This window comes from Pseudomonas sp. Je.1.5.c (assembly GCF_051129895.1).
Lineage (GTDB): Bacteria > Pseudomonadota > Gammaproteobacteria > Pseudomonadales > Pseudomonadaceae > Aquipseudomonas > Aquipseudomonas urmiensis.
In genome coordinates this window covers 171660-187675 of record NZ_JBCPSP010000005.1, presented here as the reverse complement: position 1 = coordinate 187675, position 16016 = coordinate 171660, and the positions used below count along the sequence as shown (strand labels likewise).

Genomic DNA, 16016 nt, shown 5'->3' with positions numbered 1-16016 from the left:
CTGCGATTCCTCTGAGCGGGCAAGCCCGCTCCTACAGGGGCCGGTGTAATCCAAGGGTTACACCGATGGGGTGACGGGCGCAGCCGGAGCGCCCCACAGGCTGCCCAGATTCTGCAGCAACGACCCTGCCAAACCTTGTTGACCCAGGTACTGCAGGATCAGCGGAGCGAACTGGCCGATCATTCCGGTATCCATGCCCAGCGCCTTGAAGGCGCTGTCCAGGTCGTTGCGATCCTCGACGTTGTTGCCCAGGGCGTTGCTCAGGGCAGACGACTTCTCGCTGTTGTTGCCCAGCAACTCACCCAGGCCGCTCAGGCCACCCAGCGCATTGGCGCCCGCCAGCAGGTCCAATCCCGGCACAGCCTTGGTCAACTGGCCGTAGTCGTCGGTGCTCAGGTTGTTGCGCGCCAGCCCAAGCATGGCCCCTGCCCCGCCGACCGCTTGTTCGGGGGTGATGTTCAGCTGGCTGCCCAAGGTATTGAGCAGATTGGCCGACTCGGCTGGCGCCTGCACTTTGCCCTGCTGGTTTTGATTGTGCACGGACGACACAGCGTTGGCGGCATCGCTGAGGTTGAAGGCGAACACCGGGCTTGCGGCCAGGGTCATCAGGGTTGCCAGGGTGAGAGCTTTCATTGCAATGGACCTCGTCGGCCGGGATGGCCGGGGAAACGAGGCATTCGACTGGGGGTTCGCAGGTTTGTTCCGGGCCGCATGTCGGTGCTGGCTTGCCAATGAAAAAGCCCCTCACGGGGAGGGGCTTGGCTCAGGGTTTTCAGGCAGCGCTGAAGATCTTGTGCGGATCGATGACAAACTTCTTCGGCACACCGGCATCGAACTCGCCGTAGCCTTCCGGCGCTTGATCCAGGCTGATCACCTGCACGCCGACCACTTCGGCGATATTGATCCGGTCCCACATGATCGCCTGCATCAAGGCGCGGTTGTACTTCATCACTGGAGTCTGGCCAGTGTGGAAGCTGTGCGACTTGGCCCAGCCCAGGCCGAAGCGAATGCTCAGCGCGCCGATCTTGGCGGCGGCGTCCGAGGCGCCTGGGTCCTCGGTGACATACAGGCCCGGGATGCCGATCTTGCCGGCGACGCGAGTGACTTGCATCAGCGAGTTGAGCACAGTGGCCGGGGCCTCGTGCTTGGCGCCTTCATGGCCATGGCCACGGGCCTCGAAGCCTACCGCGTCAACGGCGCAATCCACTTCCGGCTCGCCGAGGATATCGACGATCTGCTCATGCAGCGGGGTGTCCTTGGACAGGTCGACCACTTCGAAGCCCTGCGCCTTGGCATGGGCCAGACGGGCGGGATTGAGGTCACCGACAATGACTACCGCCGCACCAAGCAGGCGCGCCGACGCAGCTGCAGCCAGGCCGACCGGGCCGGCACCGGCGACGTAGACGGTGCTGCCTGGGCCGACGCCCGCAGTTACAGCGCCGTGGTAGCCGGTTGGCAGGATGTCGGAGAGGCAGGTCAGGTCACGGATCTTTTCCATGGCCTTGTCGCGATTAGGCAGCTTCAGCAGGTTGAAGTCGGCGTACGGCACCAGCACGTATTCGGCTTGGCCACCGGTCCAGTCGCCCATGTCGACGTAACCATAAGCGCCGCCGGCGCGGGCTGGGTTGACGGTTAGGCAGACGCCGGTGTGCATCTCTTTGCACGAGCGGCAGCGGCCGCAGGCGACGTTGAACGGCACGGAGACCAAGTCGCCGATTTGCAGGTTCTCGACGTCACGACCTTTCTCGATGACTTCGCCGGTGATCTCGTGGCCCAGCACCAGGCCGACCTGGGCGGTGGTACGACCACGCACCATGTGCTGGTCGGAGCCGCAGATGTTGGTGGAAACCACCTTGAGGATCACCCCGTGCTCGATCTTCTTGCCGCGTGGGTCCTGCATTTTGGGGTAGTCGATATTGCGCACCTCGACCTTGCCGGCGCCGAGATATACCACTCCACGATTACCAGACATGCTCTTACCTCGCTTGAATTGTACTTATGCAGCGTTGGTTGAAGCGCCGCCATCCATGGGCGGCATGTGTTACTGGAATGAGGGAATTGTGGGCTTGTGGCGGGGGGATGCCGTGACTGGAAACGACAGTGGCTTGTCAGGAGGCGTCAGCCAGCCTGGGTTGCAGAAAGCGATTTTTGTGCTGTAGCCACCAACGCAATCGCGGGGCAAGCCCGCTCCCACGCTATCGGAGTCGTACTCAGGGTGCGTGGGAGCGGGCTTGCCCCGCGATTGCGTAAATCAAAGCACTACGGTGCGATTGGCGTTCAAGAACACCCGGCGCTCTATGTGATAACCCACTGCCCGCGCCAAGGTCAGGCACTCGATATCGCGCCCCTTGGCAATCAGGTCCTCAGGATAATGGCTGTGATCGACCACCTCGACGCCCTGGGCAATGATCGGCCCTTCATCGAGGTCGTTGTTGATGTAGTGCGCGGTGGCACCGACCATCTTCACGCCCTTGTTGTACGCCTGGTGATAAGGCTTGGCGCCTTTGAACCCTGGTAGCAACGAGTGGTGGATGTTGATCGCCCAGCCATCCAGTCGGCGGCACAGCTCAGGCGACAGCACCTGCATGTAGCGGGCAAGAATCACCAGCTCTGCGCCACTGTCCTCGATCACCTGCAGCACCTTGCGCTCTTGCGCCGGCTTGTCCTTGGGGTCGAGGGCGAAGTGGTAATAGGGGATCTTGTGCCAATGGGCCAAGGGTTCCAGGTCTGGGTGGTTGGAGATCACCGCGACCACGTCCATGCCCAGTTGACCGATGCGCTGGCGATACAGCAGGTCGTTCAGGCAATGGTCGGCCTTGGACACCATGATCACCACCTTGGGGCGGTGATTGGGGGCGGTCAGCTCGAAGGTCATGCCGAACTTTTCGCTGCGTTCGGCAAGACCGGCCCTGAAGCCGACTTCGTCGAAGTCATCCGGCTGGCGGAATTCGACGCGAATGAAGAAGCGCCCCGACAGCCGGTCATCGAAGGAGTGGTGCTCGGTGACATAGCAGCGCTGCTCGTAGAGAAAACGCGTAACCACATCGACAGTGCCGAGCATGCTCGGGCAGTCGGCGGTGAGAATCCAGGTATCCGGTGCCCGACTCATGCTGCTCTCCTTAGGCTTCGATGCTCAGGCCGTATTCGGCCGAAGCGTCCTGCAGCCACAGCCACCAGTAATCGGCAAAGCTGCGGCGAATCACCAGCTCCCAGGTGTCTTCGGCGGTACGGCGGATCACCAGTTGCGACTTGGCGAACACCGTGCCCACGGCCTTGCCGACCGGGAAGTTGTTGGGATGCACATCATAGCTGGTGGATTTCATCAGCACGTCGCGCACGTTCGGCCCGCGCAGCTCCAGCAGGCTTTGCCCACCGCTGACGTTGACCACCTGGATGTGCTGGCCTTCAAGGGCCTCGCGCAGTTTCTGCTCGACGGCCAACTCCTGGCCGCCCGGCACGATCAGCAGCCACTCATCGGGGCCGACCCACTGCAGCGAGCTGTCAGCGTTGGCGACCACGGTCAGTGCCACCGGCAGTTCCAGGCCCAGGGCCTTGTGCACGCCTGCGGCGAATTCCGGGTTGTGGCCATCGCCGCGCAGGGTCAGGTGACCGAGGAATTTCTTCTCTCGCAGGGTCACACCTGCGTTCTTGCGACCCTTGCCGACCAGGCTGGCCAGGTCTGCGTGGTGCAACGGCGACTGGGCCTTGGCCTCAGCGCCGGGGTTTTGCTGGAAGACGTTGATAGCGCTCATTTGTTACCTGCCTTGAATTCTTGTGATCGATGCGATGCACGCTACGTGGGAGCGGGCTTGCCCCGCGATGGCGGCGCTGTGTCCGCCATCGCTATCGCGTGGCAAGCCCGCTCCCACGCATTCAACATCCGCCGGCCTTAGACGTTCTGCCGCTCACCCTTCGGATCGAAGAACACCGAAGACACGATCTCGGCCTCGATCACGCTGCCATCGGCCTGCGGCGAGAACACCCGCTCGCCCATGCGCTTGAGGCCGCCCTTGACCACACCCATGGCGAACGAATAGCCCAGGGAGTTGGAGGCGTAGCTGGAGGTCACGTGGCCAACCATGTCCATCGGGATCGGCTGCTTGGGGTCGAACACCAGCTGCGCGCCTTCCGGCAGCCACTGCTTGGGATCGACCGGTTTCAGGCCAACCAGCTGCTTGCGGTCTTCGCGCAGGCAGTCTTCGCGGTTCATGCCACGCAGGCCGATCCACGAGTACGGCTTGTTGCGGCCTACGCACCAGCTCATGTTCAAGTCGTCGGCGTTCATCGAGCCATCGGTATCCTGGCCAACGATGATGAAGCCCTTCTCGGCACGCAGTACGTGCATGGTCTCGGTGCCGTACGGGGTCAGGTTGAATGGCTTGCCGGCCTCGACGATCTTCTCCAGCACACCCATGGCGTAGTTGGCCTGGACGTTGACTTCGTACGACAGCTCGCCGGTGAACGAGATCCGGAACACCCGCGCCGGCACCCCGCCAACGTTGCCTTCCTTCCAGCTCATGAACGGGAAGTTTTCTTTGTCCAGGTCGATGTCGCTGATCTCTTCGAGCAGCTTGCGGCTGTTGGGGCCGGACAGGGTCATGGTCGCCCAGTGGTCGGTGACCGAGGTGAAGTACACCTTCAGTTCCGGCCATTCGGTCTGGTGGTACAGCTCCAGCCATTGCAGCACGCGCGCGGCGCCGCCAGTGGTGGTAGTCATGATGAAGTGGTTGTCGGCGACGCAGGCGGTAACGCCGTCGTCGAAGACCATGCCGTCTTCCTTGCACATCAGGCCGTAGCGGGCCTTGCCCACGTCAAGCTTGGTCCAGGCGTTGGTGTAGACGCGGTTGAGGAACTCCCGCGCATCCGGGCCCTGGATGTCGATCTTGCCCAGGGTCGAGGCATCGAGCAGGCCGACGCTGTCGCGCACCGCCTTGCACTCACGCTCAACCGCGGCATGGATGTCTTCGCCGGGTTTAGGGAAGTACCACGGACGCTTCCACTGGCCGACATCCTCGAACTCGGCGCCGTTCTTCACGTGCCAGGCATGCAGGGCGGTGAAGCGCACCGGCTCGAACAAGTGACCACAGTGACGACCGGCGACCGCGCCGAAGGTCACCGGGGTGTAGTTGGGGCGGAACATGGTGGTGCCCATTTCCGGGATGGTGATACCTAGCGATCGAGCAGCGATGGCCAGGCCATTGATGTTGCCCAGCTTGCCTTGGTCAGTACCGAAGCCCAGCGCGGTGTAGCGCTTGACGTGCTCGACCGACTCGAAGCCTTCGCGGGTGGCCAGCTCGATACCGGCGGCGGTGACGTCGTTCTGCTGGTCGACGAACTGTTTCGGGCCACGCGTGCCTTTGTCGTGCGGCACCTGGAACAGCGCCACGGTGGCCTCTTCCTTGCGCTGGACGGTTTTCGGCAGAGTGCCGGTAGTGGCCTTGAAGCCGGCCTCGGTGGCTGCGCGCACGCCGCCTTCGAAGCCATCGGCAAGGACATCACCCAGCGGGTAGACGCCATTCACGCCCCCGACACAGACGCGTTTCTGCGGGGCATCGCCAGGCACGAAGCCGAGGATGTCTTCACGCCACACCGGGCGACCGCCCAGGTGCGAAGCCAGGTGAACGATAGGGCTGTAGCCGCCGGAGCTGGCGATCAGGTCGCAGTCGAGCACTTCGCCGGGGCTGGTGACTTTGAATGCCTGCACATCGATCGCCGCCACGCGGGCGCCGGTCACGTGCTTGCTGCCACGGGCCTCGACCACAGCGCTGGAGGTGAGGATGCGAATGCCCTTGGCACGCGCTTCCTCGACCAGCGAGCCACGTGGGTTGTGACGGGCGTCGGCGATGGCCACCACTTGCAGGCCAGCGTCGTGCCAGTCCAGCGCGGTGCGGTAGGCGTGGTCGTTGTTGGTCGACAGCACCAGCTTGCGCCCAGGCGCCACGCCATAGCGGCGAACGTACGTGGACACAGCGCCAGCGAGCATGTTGCCCGGCACGTCGTTGTTGCCATACACCAGCGGCCGCTCGTGGGCGCCAGCCGCCAGCACCACCTGCTTGGCGCGCACGCGGTGCACGCGGTGGCGAACCTGGCCGATAGGCGCGCGGTCACCGAGGTGGTCGGTCAGGCGCTCGTGAATGGTCAGGAAGTTGTGGTCGTGGTAACCGTTGACCGTGGCACGTGGCAGCAGGGTGACTTCCGCTAGGCCCTTGAGCTCGGCGATGGTCGCGGCAACCCAGTCAGCGGCTGGCTTGCCATCGAGGGTCTCGCGGCTGTCGAGCAGGCTGCCGCCGAACTCTTCCTGTTCATCGGCGAGGATCACCCGCGCGCCGCTGCGGCCAGCGGCCAAGGCAGCAGCCAGGCCGGCAGGGCCAGCACCGACGATCAGCACGTCGCAGTGCTGGTTCATGTAGTCGTAGCTGTCCGGATCGTTCTGCAGCGGCGCACGGCCCAGGCCTGCGGCTTTACGGATGTACTTCTCGTAGGTCATCCAGAACGACTTGGGATACATGAAGGTTTTGTAGTAGAAGCCCGGCGGCATCATGCTGCCGCCCACCTTGCCCAGGATGCCCATGACGTCGTTGTTGACGTTCGGCCAACCGTTGGTGCTGGTAGCGACCAGGCCCGAGTACAGCGCCTGTTGCGTGGCCCGCACGTTAGGGATCTGGGTGGCTTCGCTGGAACCGATCTGCAGGATCGCGTTCGGCTCTTCGGTGCCAGCGGCAACGATGCCGCGCGGACGCGAGTACTTGAAGCTGCGCCCGACAATATCGACACCGTTGGCCAGCAATGCGGCGGCCAGGCTGTCACCGGCATAACCCTGGTAGGTCTTGCCGTTGAAGGTGAAGTTCAGGACCTTGCTGCGGTCGATACGGCCGCCGCTGGCGAGGCGATAGGTCTGGCTCATACTTTTTCCCCCTGGCCTTTGACGGTCGACGGCGCGGCGTTTTGCTTGCCAGCGGCGGTGATCTGCGGCTTCTCGCCGATCTTGTAGGTTTCCAGAATCTCGTAGGTCACCGTGTCACGGGTGACGTTGAAGTACTGGCGGCAACCGGCAACGTGGTCCCACAGCTCGTGGTGAATGCCGCGTGGGTTGTCGCGGAAGAACATGTAGGTACCCCACTCCTCGTCGGAGCAGGCAGCCGGGTCGAGCGGGCGGGCGATGTGCGCCTGGCCTGAGGCGTGAAACTCTTCTTCGGAGCGCAGCTCGCCGCAGTGGGGACAGAAAATATGCAACATGACGATTGTCTCCGATTAGTGGGCGACGGCCGCGGCGCCGTGTTCGTCGATCAGCGCACCGTTGTAGAAACGGTCGATGGAGAAAGGCGCGGCCAGCGGGTGCATCTCGCCTTTGGCCAGGCTCGCGGCGAACACGTTGCCCGAACCTGGGGTGGCCTTGAAGCCGCCGGTGCCCCAGCCGCAGTTGAAGAACAGGTTCTTCACCGGGGTCTTGGAGATGATCGGGCAGGCGTCCGGGCAGGTGTCGACGATGCCGCCCCATTGGCGGTTCATGCGCACCCGCGAGAGGATCGGGAACATCTCGACGATCGCTTGCAGGGTGTGTTCGATCACCGGGTACGAACCGCGCTGGCCGTAGCCGACCCAGCCGTCGATACCGGCGCCGATGACCAGGTCGCCTTTGTCCGACTGGCTGATGTAGCCGTGCACGGCGTTGGACATGATCACGCTGTCGATGATCGGCTTGATCGGCTCGGACACCAGCGCTTGCAGCGGGTGCGATTCGAGCGGCAGGCGGAAGCCCGCCAGGCGCGCCATGTGCCCGGAGTTACCGGCAGTGACCACGCCAACGCGCTTGGCGCCGATGAAGCCTTTGTTGGTCTCGACGCCGATGACTGCGCCGTTTTCCTTGCGAAAACCAATGACCTCGGTCTGCTGGATCAGGTCGACGCCGAGGGCGTCAGCAGCACGGGCGAAGCCCCAGGCCACGGCATCGTGACGGGCCACGCCGCCACGGCGCTGAACGGTCGCGCCGAGGATCGGGTAGCGGGTGTTCTTCGAGCAGTCCAGGTACGGAATCTCAGCCGCGACCTGGTCGGTATTGAGCAGCTCGCCATCGACGCCATTGAGGCGGTTGGCGCTGACCCGACGCTCGGAATCACGAATGTCTTGCAAGGTGTGGCACAGGTTGTAGACGCCGCGCTGGGAGAACATCACGTTGTAGTTGATGTCCTGCGACAGGCCTTCCCACAACTTCATGGCGTGTTCGTAGAGCTTGGCCGATTCGTCCCACAGGTAGTTGGAACGCACGATGGTGGTGTTACGGGCGGTGTTGCCGCCGCCCAGCCAGCCCTTCTCGACCACGGCCACGTTGGTGATGCCGTGAACCTTGGCCAGGTAGTAAGCGGTGGCCAGGCCGTGTCCGCCACCGCCAACGATGACCACGTCATAGACCTTCTTAGGGGTCGGCGTGCGCCACATGCGCTGCCAGTTTTCGTGGTGGCTGAGGGAGTGTTTGAAGAGGCCGAAGCCCGAATAGCGTTGCATGGTGTGTTACTCCACTCAGCGGTAGACCGGGAAGTCGGCGCACAGCGCGGCGACATTCTTGGCAACGTCGGCTTCGACGTCGGCGTCGCCCAGGTTGTCCAGCACATCGCAGATCCAGCCAGCCAGTGCCACGCACTGGGCAACCTTGAAACCACGCGTGGTGACAGCCGGGGTGCCGATGCGCAGGCCCGAGGTGACGAACGGCGACTGCGGGTCGTTAGGCACGGCGTTCTTGTTGACGGTGATGTGCGCGCGGCCCAGGGCTGCGTCAGCGTCCTTGCCGGTCAGGCCCTGGCGGATCAGGCTGACCAGGAACAGGTGGTTGTCGGTGCCGCCGGAGACCACGTCGTAGCCGCGCTCGATGAACACCTGGGCCATGGCCTGGGCGTTTTCGATGACTTGCTTCTGGTAGCTCTTGAACTCCGGCTCCTGGGCTTCCTTGAAGCACACCGCCTTGCCAGCGATGACGTGCATCAGCGGGCCGCCCTGGGCGCCGGGGAACACGGCGGCGTTGAGTTTTTTCTCGATCTCTTCGTTGGACTTGGCCAGGATCAGGCCGCCACGCGGACCGCGCAGGGTCTTGTGGGTGGTGGTGGTGACCACGTCAGCGAAGGGGATCGGGTTGGGGTACAGGCCAGCAGCCACCAGGCCGGCGACATGGGCCATGTCGACGAACAGTAGCGCCCCGACCTTGTCGGCAATGGCGCGAAAACGCGGGAAGTCGAGGGTCTTGGAGTAGGCCGAGAAGCCAGCGACGATCATCTTCGGCTTGTGCTCGACCGCCAGGCGCTCGACTTCGTCGTAGTCGATCAGGCCGGTCGTGGTGTCGATACCGTATTGCACAGCGTTGTACAGCTTGCCCGAGGACGACACCTTGGCGCCGTGGGTCAGGTGACCGCCATGGGCCAGGCTCATGCCCAGGATGGTGTCACCGGCCTGCAGCAGGGCCAGGTACACGGCGCTGTTGGCCGAAGAGCCGGAGTGCGGCTGAACGTTGGCGTAATCAGCGCCGAACAGCTGCTTGGCGCGCTCGATAGCCAGTGCCTCGACCTTGTCGACGTGCTCGCAGCCACCGTAGTAGCGCTTGCCCGGATAGCCTTCGGCGTATTTGTTGGTCAGGCCGCTGCCCTGGGCCTGCATCACGCGCTTGCTGGTGTAGTTCTCCGAGGCGATCAGCTCGATGTGATCTTCCTGGCGCTGTTCCTCGGCATTCATCGCCGCCAGCAGTGCGTCGTCATAACCCTGGATCTGGTCTTGCTTGCTGAACATCATGTATCTCCCGGCAGCGATCATTTTTTGTCAGTAGGGTTCGATGACCCTTTGTGGCGATGGTATGACTGGCAAGGAGCGGTCAGATGCCTGCGCACGCCTTGCAATGGCGCGTTTACGACATTGGCGAAAACGGTGTTGAGTGGGAACGTGGGAGCGGGCTTGCCCCGCGATAGCGTTGGCGTGCCCAACGCTGGCTGTCTTGCTTGCGCTATCGCGGGGCAAGCCCGCTCCCACGTAGCCTCCGCGCTCGGGTCAATCGGTTGTATAGGCAACCGCTCGGCTCTTGGTTTAGAGTGCTGTTCTGCGTCGTTCACAGGACCGTGTCATGTCAGATAACAGCCAACAATTCGCCAGCGACAACTATTCCGGTATCTGCCCCGAAGCCTGGGCCGCCATGGCCAAGGCCAACCAGGGCCACGAACGCGCCTACGGCGACGACCAGTGGACCGAGCGCGCCTCGGAATACTTTCGCAAGTTGTTCGAAACCGACTGCGAAGTGTTCTTCGCCTTCAACGGCACCGCCGCCAACTCGCTGGCCCTGGCCTCGTTGTGCCAGAGCTACCACAGCGTGATCTGCTCGGAGACCGCCCACGTCGAAACCGACGAATGCGGCGCGCCGGAGTTCTTCTCCAACGGCTCCAAGCTGCTCACCGCGCCTAGCGTCAATGGCAAGCTCACCCCGGAGTCGATCCGCGAAGTCGCGCTCAAGCGCCAGGACATCCACTACCCCAAGCCGCGCGTGGTGACCCTGACCCAGGCCACCGAAGTCGGCACCGTGTACCGCCCCGACGAGCTCAAGGCAATCAGCGCCACCTGCAAGGAGTTGGGCCTGAACCTGCACATGGACGGCGCCCGCTTCACCAATGCCTGTTCGTTCCTCGGCTGCTCGCCAGCCGAGCTGACCTGGAAGGCTGGCGTCGATGTGCTGTGCTTTGGCGGCACCAAGAACGGCATGGCGGTGGGTGAGGCGATTCTGTTCTTCAATCGCCAGCTGGCAGAAGACTTCGATTACCGCTGCAAACAGGCCGGCCAACTGGCATCGAAGATGCGCTTCTTGTCAGCGCCGTGGGTGGGCTTGCTGGAAGATGGCGCCTGGCTGCGCCATGGCAACCACGCCAACCACTGCGCGCAGTTGCTGGCGTCGCTGGTGAGTGACTTGCCGGAGGTGGAATTGATGTTCCCGGTGGAGGCCAACGGCGTGTTCCTGCAGATGCCGGAACCTGCGCTGGAAGCGCTGCGTAACAAGGGCTGGCGCTTCTATACCTTCATTGGCAGCGGTGGCGCGCGGTTCATGTGTTCGTGGGATACCCAGGAAGCGCGGGTGCGTGAATTGGCAGCGGATATCCGCGCGATCATCGCTGGCTGATCGAGCGCTATCGCGGGGCAAGCCCGCTCCCACGCCTGCCAACTCTAAATGCAGGAAGCGTGGGAGCGGGCTTGCCCCGCGATGCATTCACAGCCTGTCAAAGCCTGAAACCACCCATCTGCCGCGCCAGATCATCTGCCAAGCCACGCAACGCCTGGCACTCATCCCGACAGCCCTGCACCTGCGCCGCCGTCTGCCGGGCCAGATCGGAAATCCCCTGCACCGTGCGGTTGATTTCCTCAGTGACAGCCGACTGCTCTTCGGTCGCCGTGGCTACCTGGTGGTTCATGTCGCTGATGTGCTCCACCTGATCGGTAATCGCCCCAAGCGAGCTTCCCGTGCGCTGGCTGGATTCGACCCCACTGCCCGTAGCCGCCTGCCCCGCCTGCATTGAAGCAACGGCAGTCCCCGCCCCCTCTTTGAGGCGCTGGATCATCTGCTGCACCTGATCGGTAGACACTTGCGTGCGCCGGGCCAAGGTACGCACTTCATCGGCCACCACGGCAAAGCCACGGCCCATCTCCCCCGCTCGCGCAGCTTCAATGGCGGCGTTGAGCGCCAGCAGGTTGGTCTGCTCGGAAATACTGCGGATCACCCCCAGCACTTCATCGATCGAGGCCACTTCATTGGCCAACTGCTCGACCGCCTCGGCAGCTTTACCGATCTCGCCAGACATCCCCTCGATACCCTTGACCGAGCGCTGTACCACCTCCCGTGCTTGCAGCGCTTCATCACGCGCCGACTGCGATGCCTGCGCCGCTTGCCCGGCGTTCTGCGCGATGTCCTGCACGGTCAGGCCCATCTCGTGCACGGCAGTGGCAACCATCTCGGTCATCTCCTGCTGGCGCCCTGAGCGTTCAGCCGTATCATCCACCACCTGGGTCACCTGCTCCACCGAGTGGTGCAGACGCTCAGTGGTCCGCAGCACGTCGCCGATCAGCGCACGCTGGCTGTCGAGAAAACGGTTAAAGCCCCGGGCCAGGTCGCCCAGTTCGTCCTGGCGTGAATCATCCAGACGATGGCTGAGATCGCCCGCACCGCTGCCGATCTGCACCAGGGCTGCTGTCACTTGGCGGATGGGCCGCACCAAGCCACGCGCCAGCAACACCACTAGCAGCAGCGAAACCAACGCCACCGCTCCGCCAATCAGGCTGGTCAGCCATACCGCTTGGCGCATCTGCGCGTAGATCTCGGCTTCCGGCACCTCGGCCACCAACGTCCAGTTGAGGTCGCGCAGCGGTAGGCCCAAGGCCAAATAGTCCTCACCATCACGTTGGAAGCGGCTGCTGCGCAAACCTTGCCCTTGGCTCATCACCGCCTTGGCCGCTTCGGCGCCGATCTGCTCGGTGAGCTGGCGCTTGGCGCTGAATTCATTTTGCGGATGGACCTGGATAAGCCCATCGTTGCGCACCAGCATCACCCGCCCGTGCTCACCGAAGCTGAAGTCGTGGATCAGTTTCGACAGCTCTGTGAGGCGCAGGCCCATGCCGGCCACGCCCACCAGTTGGCCGTCCTTTTCCACCCGATAGTCGATGAACAACGCCACTTCACCCGTGGCGCCATCGATGTCGATATTGATCAGGCGTTCGGCGCCGCTGTCGATGTAGCCGTAGAACCACTTGTCCTTGGGATTCTCGCGGCTGAGCGTGCGGTCCAGGCCGTTCTCGTTGTAGTAGTGACCGGTCGCGGTCGAGGCGAACAGCGCGGTAAACGCCTGGTTGCGCTGCTTGGCAGCTTGCAGGTTTTCGATGAACCGTGGCGCGTGGGCTGGGTCTTCACCGGCAGCCAGCCAGTCGCGCAGCAAGGTATTGCCTGCGATGTCGGCCGCCGCCACCAGCGGCTGGGCGAGCATGCGCTCGATGTCGTTGCGGATGGCTTCGATACTGGCCGGCAGCGCCGTGTCGACCAGGTAGCGTTCAGTCAGGCGGTTGACCGCCACGGTATAGATCGCCACCACCACCAGAATGCTCACCAGCAGGGCCGCGCCCATGCTGGTGATCAACTGCCACTGAATACTCCGCCGCCAGATGCGCATACCCTTCCTCCCCAGGAATCCATGTGCGGAGAAAGTGTATACACTTAAGTATTCAGTCACGCCATAGATCAGCAACAATCAAACAGCGCACAAACGGGGATGGTAGCAGCGGAGTGCCCCGTGACGGCAAGGGAGCAGGCCCTGGGGCTATCGCGAGGCAAGCCCGCCGCCACGATCCCCGCTCATGTACTTCGTGAGTGGTTACTGGTCGCCGATGGTGCGGCTAATGGCATCGACCGTCGCATCAATTTGCGCTTGGGTGCGTGCCAGGGTCTGCTGGTGCTCTTTCTGCAGTTCGATCTGCTTGGAGCACAGGTTCAAGGCTGCCAGTACCAGCAGCTTGTCGCCGATCAGGGTCGGGTACTGACGTTTGGTTTCGGCCAGGGCGGTGTTGAGCATCCGCACAGCCTGCGACAGGGTTTCTTCCTGCCCTTCGGGCGCCTTGATCGAATAATCGGCGCCGAGGATCGACACCACATTGATCGGCTGCGCTTGCAGTCTCATGCGTTAACGACACCTGCACTGGCGCGCTCGACCAGCGCCTGGATACGCGCGGCGGTGGCGCCGTGCTTCTCTTCTTGCTCCATCAGCGACAGCTGCAGGCTGTCGTTTTCTTCCTTGGCCTGGGCCAGTTCCTGGCTGAGCGCAGTGTTCTGCTCGACCAATTGCGCGTTCTTTTGCAGCAGGTCAGTGACCAACTGCTCGATTTGATTCAGGGAGGCTTCCAACATGGGGGGATATCTCGGTTGTTGCAAAGGGCGCACACGATAAAGAAAAGCGCGAGCCCCCGCCATTAAATATCGGATTCTTAAGGCTTTAGCCTGTGCAGATTGACCGGGTTTGGCCCCCCTTGTTCCGACCTGGGTCAACCGCCGGTCAGGAATTTAGATAGGTGGCTCACACTTTTCTCCGCTCGTACTCAAGACTGGCCAGTCACGACCGATAGCCAGGCAGGTCTTATTTCGTCGCACGGACCGCGCGCTCCCTCTCCTTGCCTGGATTTTCCCCACCATGTCCCTACGCAACATGAATATCGCCCCGCGCGCGCTGCTCGGGTTCGCCCTGATCGGCCTGCTGATGCTTGGCCTTGGCGTCTTCTCGCTGATCCAGATGGGCAACATCCGCCAAGCCGGTGTCGCCATTGAAAACATAAGCGTACCGAGCATCAAGACCCTCGACGAGCTGACCGCGCTGAATCTGCGCATGCGCACCCTGTCCTATCGCTTGCTGCTCAACCGCGAGCCGGCTACCCAACAGGAAACCCTGCGCCTGCTGGATGAGCGCAATGCCCAGATCGACCAGGCCAAGCGTGCCTACGAGCCGCTGATCGGCGCTGCCGACGAGCAGGCGGCCTATGATCAATACAGTCAGCTACTGGCGCAATACCGCCAGCTGGAGTCGCGCATGCGCAGCCTGAGCCAGGCCGACCGCACCGACGAGCTGCGCGACCTGCTCAACCGCGATCTATTGGCCAACTCCGAGCAGATCAACAAGGTCATGGACAGCCTGGTGCGGATCAACACTGAGCAGACCCGCCAAACCAACGAAACTGCCGCCAGCCAATACGCCGCCGCGTTCGCCTTGGTGATCGGCCTGTTGATCGCCGCCACCGTGCTGACCTTGCTCTGCGCCCTGCTGCTGACCCGCAGCATCGTCAAACCCATCGATGAAGCGCTCAAGGCCGCCGAGCAAGTTGCCGACGGTGACCTGACCCAGATCATCCGCGCCGAAGGCACCGACGAAGCCGCCCGCCTGCTGCGGGCCATGGCGCGCATGCAGGACAAACTGCGCGACACCCTGCAGCTGATCGCAGGTTCCGCCACGCAACTGGCCTCCGCAGCCGAAGAGCTCAACTGCGTCACCGATGAAAGCGCCCGTGGCCTGCATCAGCAGAACAACGAAATCGAACAGGCCGCCACCGCTGTCACCGAAATGACCAGCGCCGTGGAAGAAGTGGCGCGCAATGCCGTCAGCACCTCGGAGGCCTCCGGCGAGGCCAGCCGCTCTGCAGGAGACGGCCGCGACCTGGTGATGGAGACCGTCAACGCAATCGAGCGTATGAGTGGTGATGTGCAGGCCACCGCCAAGCTGATCACCCACCTGGCCGAACAGTCACGTGACATCGGCAAGGTGCTCGACGTGATCCGCGGCCTGGCGGACCAGACCAACCTGTTGGCACTCAACGCCGCCATCGAGGCCGCCCGTGCCGGTGAGGCGGGCCGTGGTTTTGCCGTGGTTGCCGATGAAGTACGCGCCCTGGCCCACCGCACCCAGCAGTCGACCAGTGAAATCGAGCGCATGATCGCCAGCATCCAAAGTGGTACTGGCGAGGCCGTCGACTCGATGCGCACCAGTACCGAGCGCGCGGAGTCGACCCTGAACATCGCTCGCGGCGCAGGGCTTGCGCTGGACAGCATTGCCGGGGCGGTGTCGCAGATCAACGAGCGCAACCTGGTGATTGCCAGCGCGGCCGAGGAGCAGGCCCAGGTCGCCCGCGAAGTGGATCGCAACCTGGTCAATATCAACGACCTGTCGGTGCAGAGCGCCACGGGCGCGCACCAGACCAGCGCGGCCAGTGCCGAGTTGTCTCGCCTGGCGGTGGACCTCAATGGCCTGGTGGCGCGTTTCCGCGTTTGAGCCAGCAGTGCGGTCGCCTGTTTTGGGGCCGCTTTGCGCCCCTTCGCGGCGGTTCGGCGCCCCGAAGGGGCGCAACGCGGCCCCAAAAATCAAAAGTGGCACCCCCAAAACAACAACAGACTTTTCCTACATATCAAACTCTCGATTCGAGCTATCAATGTCCCCGTTTAGGCCTACGGAAAAGTGATGGTGGGTCGCCAGCTA

13 protein-coding genes and 2 pseudogenes are annotated in these 16016 nt (G+C 63.2%); 3 read left to right on the top strand and 12 right to left on the bottom strand.

Annotated features, from left to right (window positions below; translation table 11 throughout):
• Positions 1-57: 57 nt before the first annotated feature.
• From AAZU54_RS06835 to AAZU54_RS06800, 8 genes are all read right to left on the bottom strand, one after another.
• Positions 58-633 carry a DUF2780 domain-containing protein gene (locus AAZU54_RS06835; protein WP_312155491.1) on the bottom strand — a complete coding sequence of 192 codons (576 nt, stop codon included), beginning with the start codon at positions 631-633 and terminating at the stop codon, positions 58-60.
• A 139-nt stretch (positions 634-772) separates the two neighbouring features.
• A complete protein-coding gene (gene fdhA / locus AAZU54_RS06830; RefSeq protein WP_186552753.1) occupies positions 773-1972 on the bottom strand; it encodes a formaldehyde dehydrogenase, glutathione-independent in 1200 nt (399 codons plus the stop codon).
• A 279-nt stretch (positions 1973-2251) separates the two neighbouring features.
• On the bottom strand, positions 2252-3109 hold the full coding sequence (gene purU, locus AAZU54_RS06825) for a formyltetrahydrofolate deformylase (RefSeq protein ID WP_186552754.1): 858 nt from the start codon (positions 3107-3109) through the stop codon (positions 2252-2254).
• 10 nt (positions 3110-3119) lie between these two features.
• On the bottom strand, positions 3120-3752 hold the full coding sequence (locus AAZU54_RS06820; protein ID WP_186552755.1) for a sarcosine oxidase subunit gamma: 633 nt from the start codon (positions 3750-3752) through the stop codon (positions 3120-3122).
• A gap of 137 nt (positions 3753-3889) precedes the next feature.
• A complete protein-coding gene (locus tag AAZU54_RS06815) occupies positions 3890-6904 on the bottom strand; it encodes a sarcosine oxidase subunit alpha (protein ID WP_186552756.1) in 3015 nt (1004 codons plus the stop codon).
• Positions 6901-7236, bottom strand: coding sequence for a sarcosine oxidase subunit delta (locus AAZU54_RS06810; RefSeq protein WP_186552757.1), 336 nt, complete (start codon positions 7234-7236; stop codon positions 6901-6903). The genes AAZU54_RS06815 and AAZU54_RS06810 overlap by 4 nt, the downstream gene beginning before the upstream one ends.
• A 15-nt stretch (positions 7237-7251) precedes the next feature.
• Entirely contained in the window at positions 7252-8502 is a 1251-nt protein-coding gene (locus AAZU54_RS06805) for a sarcosine oxidase subunit beta family protein (protein ID WP_186552758.1), read from the bottom strand.
• Positions 8503-8517: 15 nt separating this feature from the next.
• The gene (locus tag AAZU54_RS06800; RefSeq protein ID WP_186552759.1) at positions 8518-9771 is read right to left on the bottom strand and encodes a serine hydroxymethyltransferase; all 1254 of its coding nucleotides are present in this window, start codon (positions 9769-9771) and stop codon (positions 8518-8520) included.
• Positions 9772-10099: 328 nt separating this feature from the next.
• Between AAZU54_RS06800 and AAZU54_RS06795 the strand changes: the two genes are divergently transcribed.
• On the top strand, positions 10100-11140 hold the full coding sequence (locus tag AAZU54_RS06795) for a low specificity L-threonine aldolase (RefSeq protein WP_434726887.1): 1041 nt from the start codon (positions 10100-10102) through the stop codon (positions 11138-11140).
• 97 nt (positions 11141-11237) lie between these two features.
• Here the strand turns inward: AAZU54_RS06795 and AAZU54_RS06790 are convergent, their stop codons facing one another.
• The 4 genes and pseudogenes from AAZU54_RS06790 to AAZU54_RS06775 form a co-directional block, all read right to left on the bottom strand.
• Positions 11238-11966 carry a methyl-accepting chemotaxis protein gene (locus AAZU54_RS06790; RefSeq protein WP_392463580.1) on the bottom strand — a complete coding sequence of 243 codons (729 nt, stop codon included), beginning with the start codon at positions 11964-11966 and terminating at the stop codon, positions 11238-11240.
• Positions 11967-12101: 135 nt separating this feature from the next.
• Positions 12102-13130: pseudogene (locus AAZU54_RS06785) on the bottom strand (HAMP domain-containing protein); the annotation flags it as partial.
• Between the two features lie 246 nt (positions 13131-13376).
• Positions 13377-13679, bottom strand: coding sequence for a cell division protein ZapA (locus AAZU54_RS06780; protein WP_186552762.1), 303 nt, complete (start codon positions 13677-13679; stop codon positions 13377-13379).
• On the bottom strand, positions 13676-13906 hold the full coding sequence (locus tag AAZU54_RS06775; protein WP_186552763.1) for a hypothetical protein: 231 nt from the start codon (positions 13904-13906) through the stop codon (positions 13676-13678). The genes AAZU54_RS06780 and AAZU54_RS06775 overlap by 4 nt, the downstream gene beginning before the upstream one ends.
• 280 nt (positions 13907-14186) lie before the next feature.
• On the opposite strand from AAZU54_RS06775, the pseudogene AAZU54_RS06770 reads away from it, so the two are divergent.
• Positions 14187-14957 (top strand): annotated as a pseudogene (locus AAZU54_RS06770) (MCP four helix bundle domain-containing protein); the annotation flags it as partial.
• The gene (locus AAZU54_RS06765; RefSeq protein ID WP_372353311.1) at positions 14940-15812 is read left to right on the top strand and encodes a methyl-accepting chemotaxis protein; all 873 of its coding nucleotides are present in this window, start codon (positions 14940-14942) and stop codon (positions 15810-15812) included. The pseudogene AAZU54_RS06770 and the gene AAZU54_RS06765, both read left to right, overlap by 18 nt.
• Positions 15813-16016 lie beyond the last annotated feature (204 nt).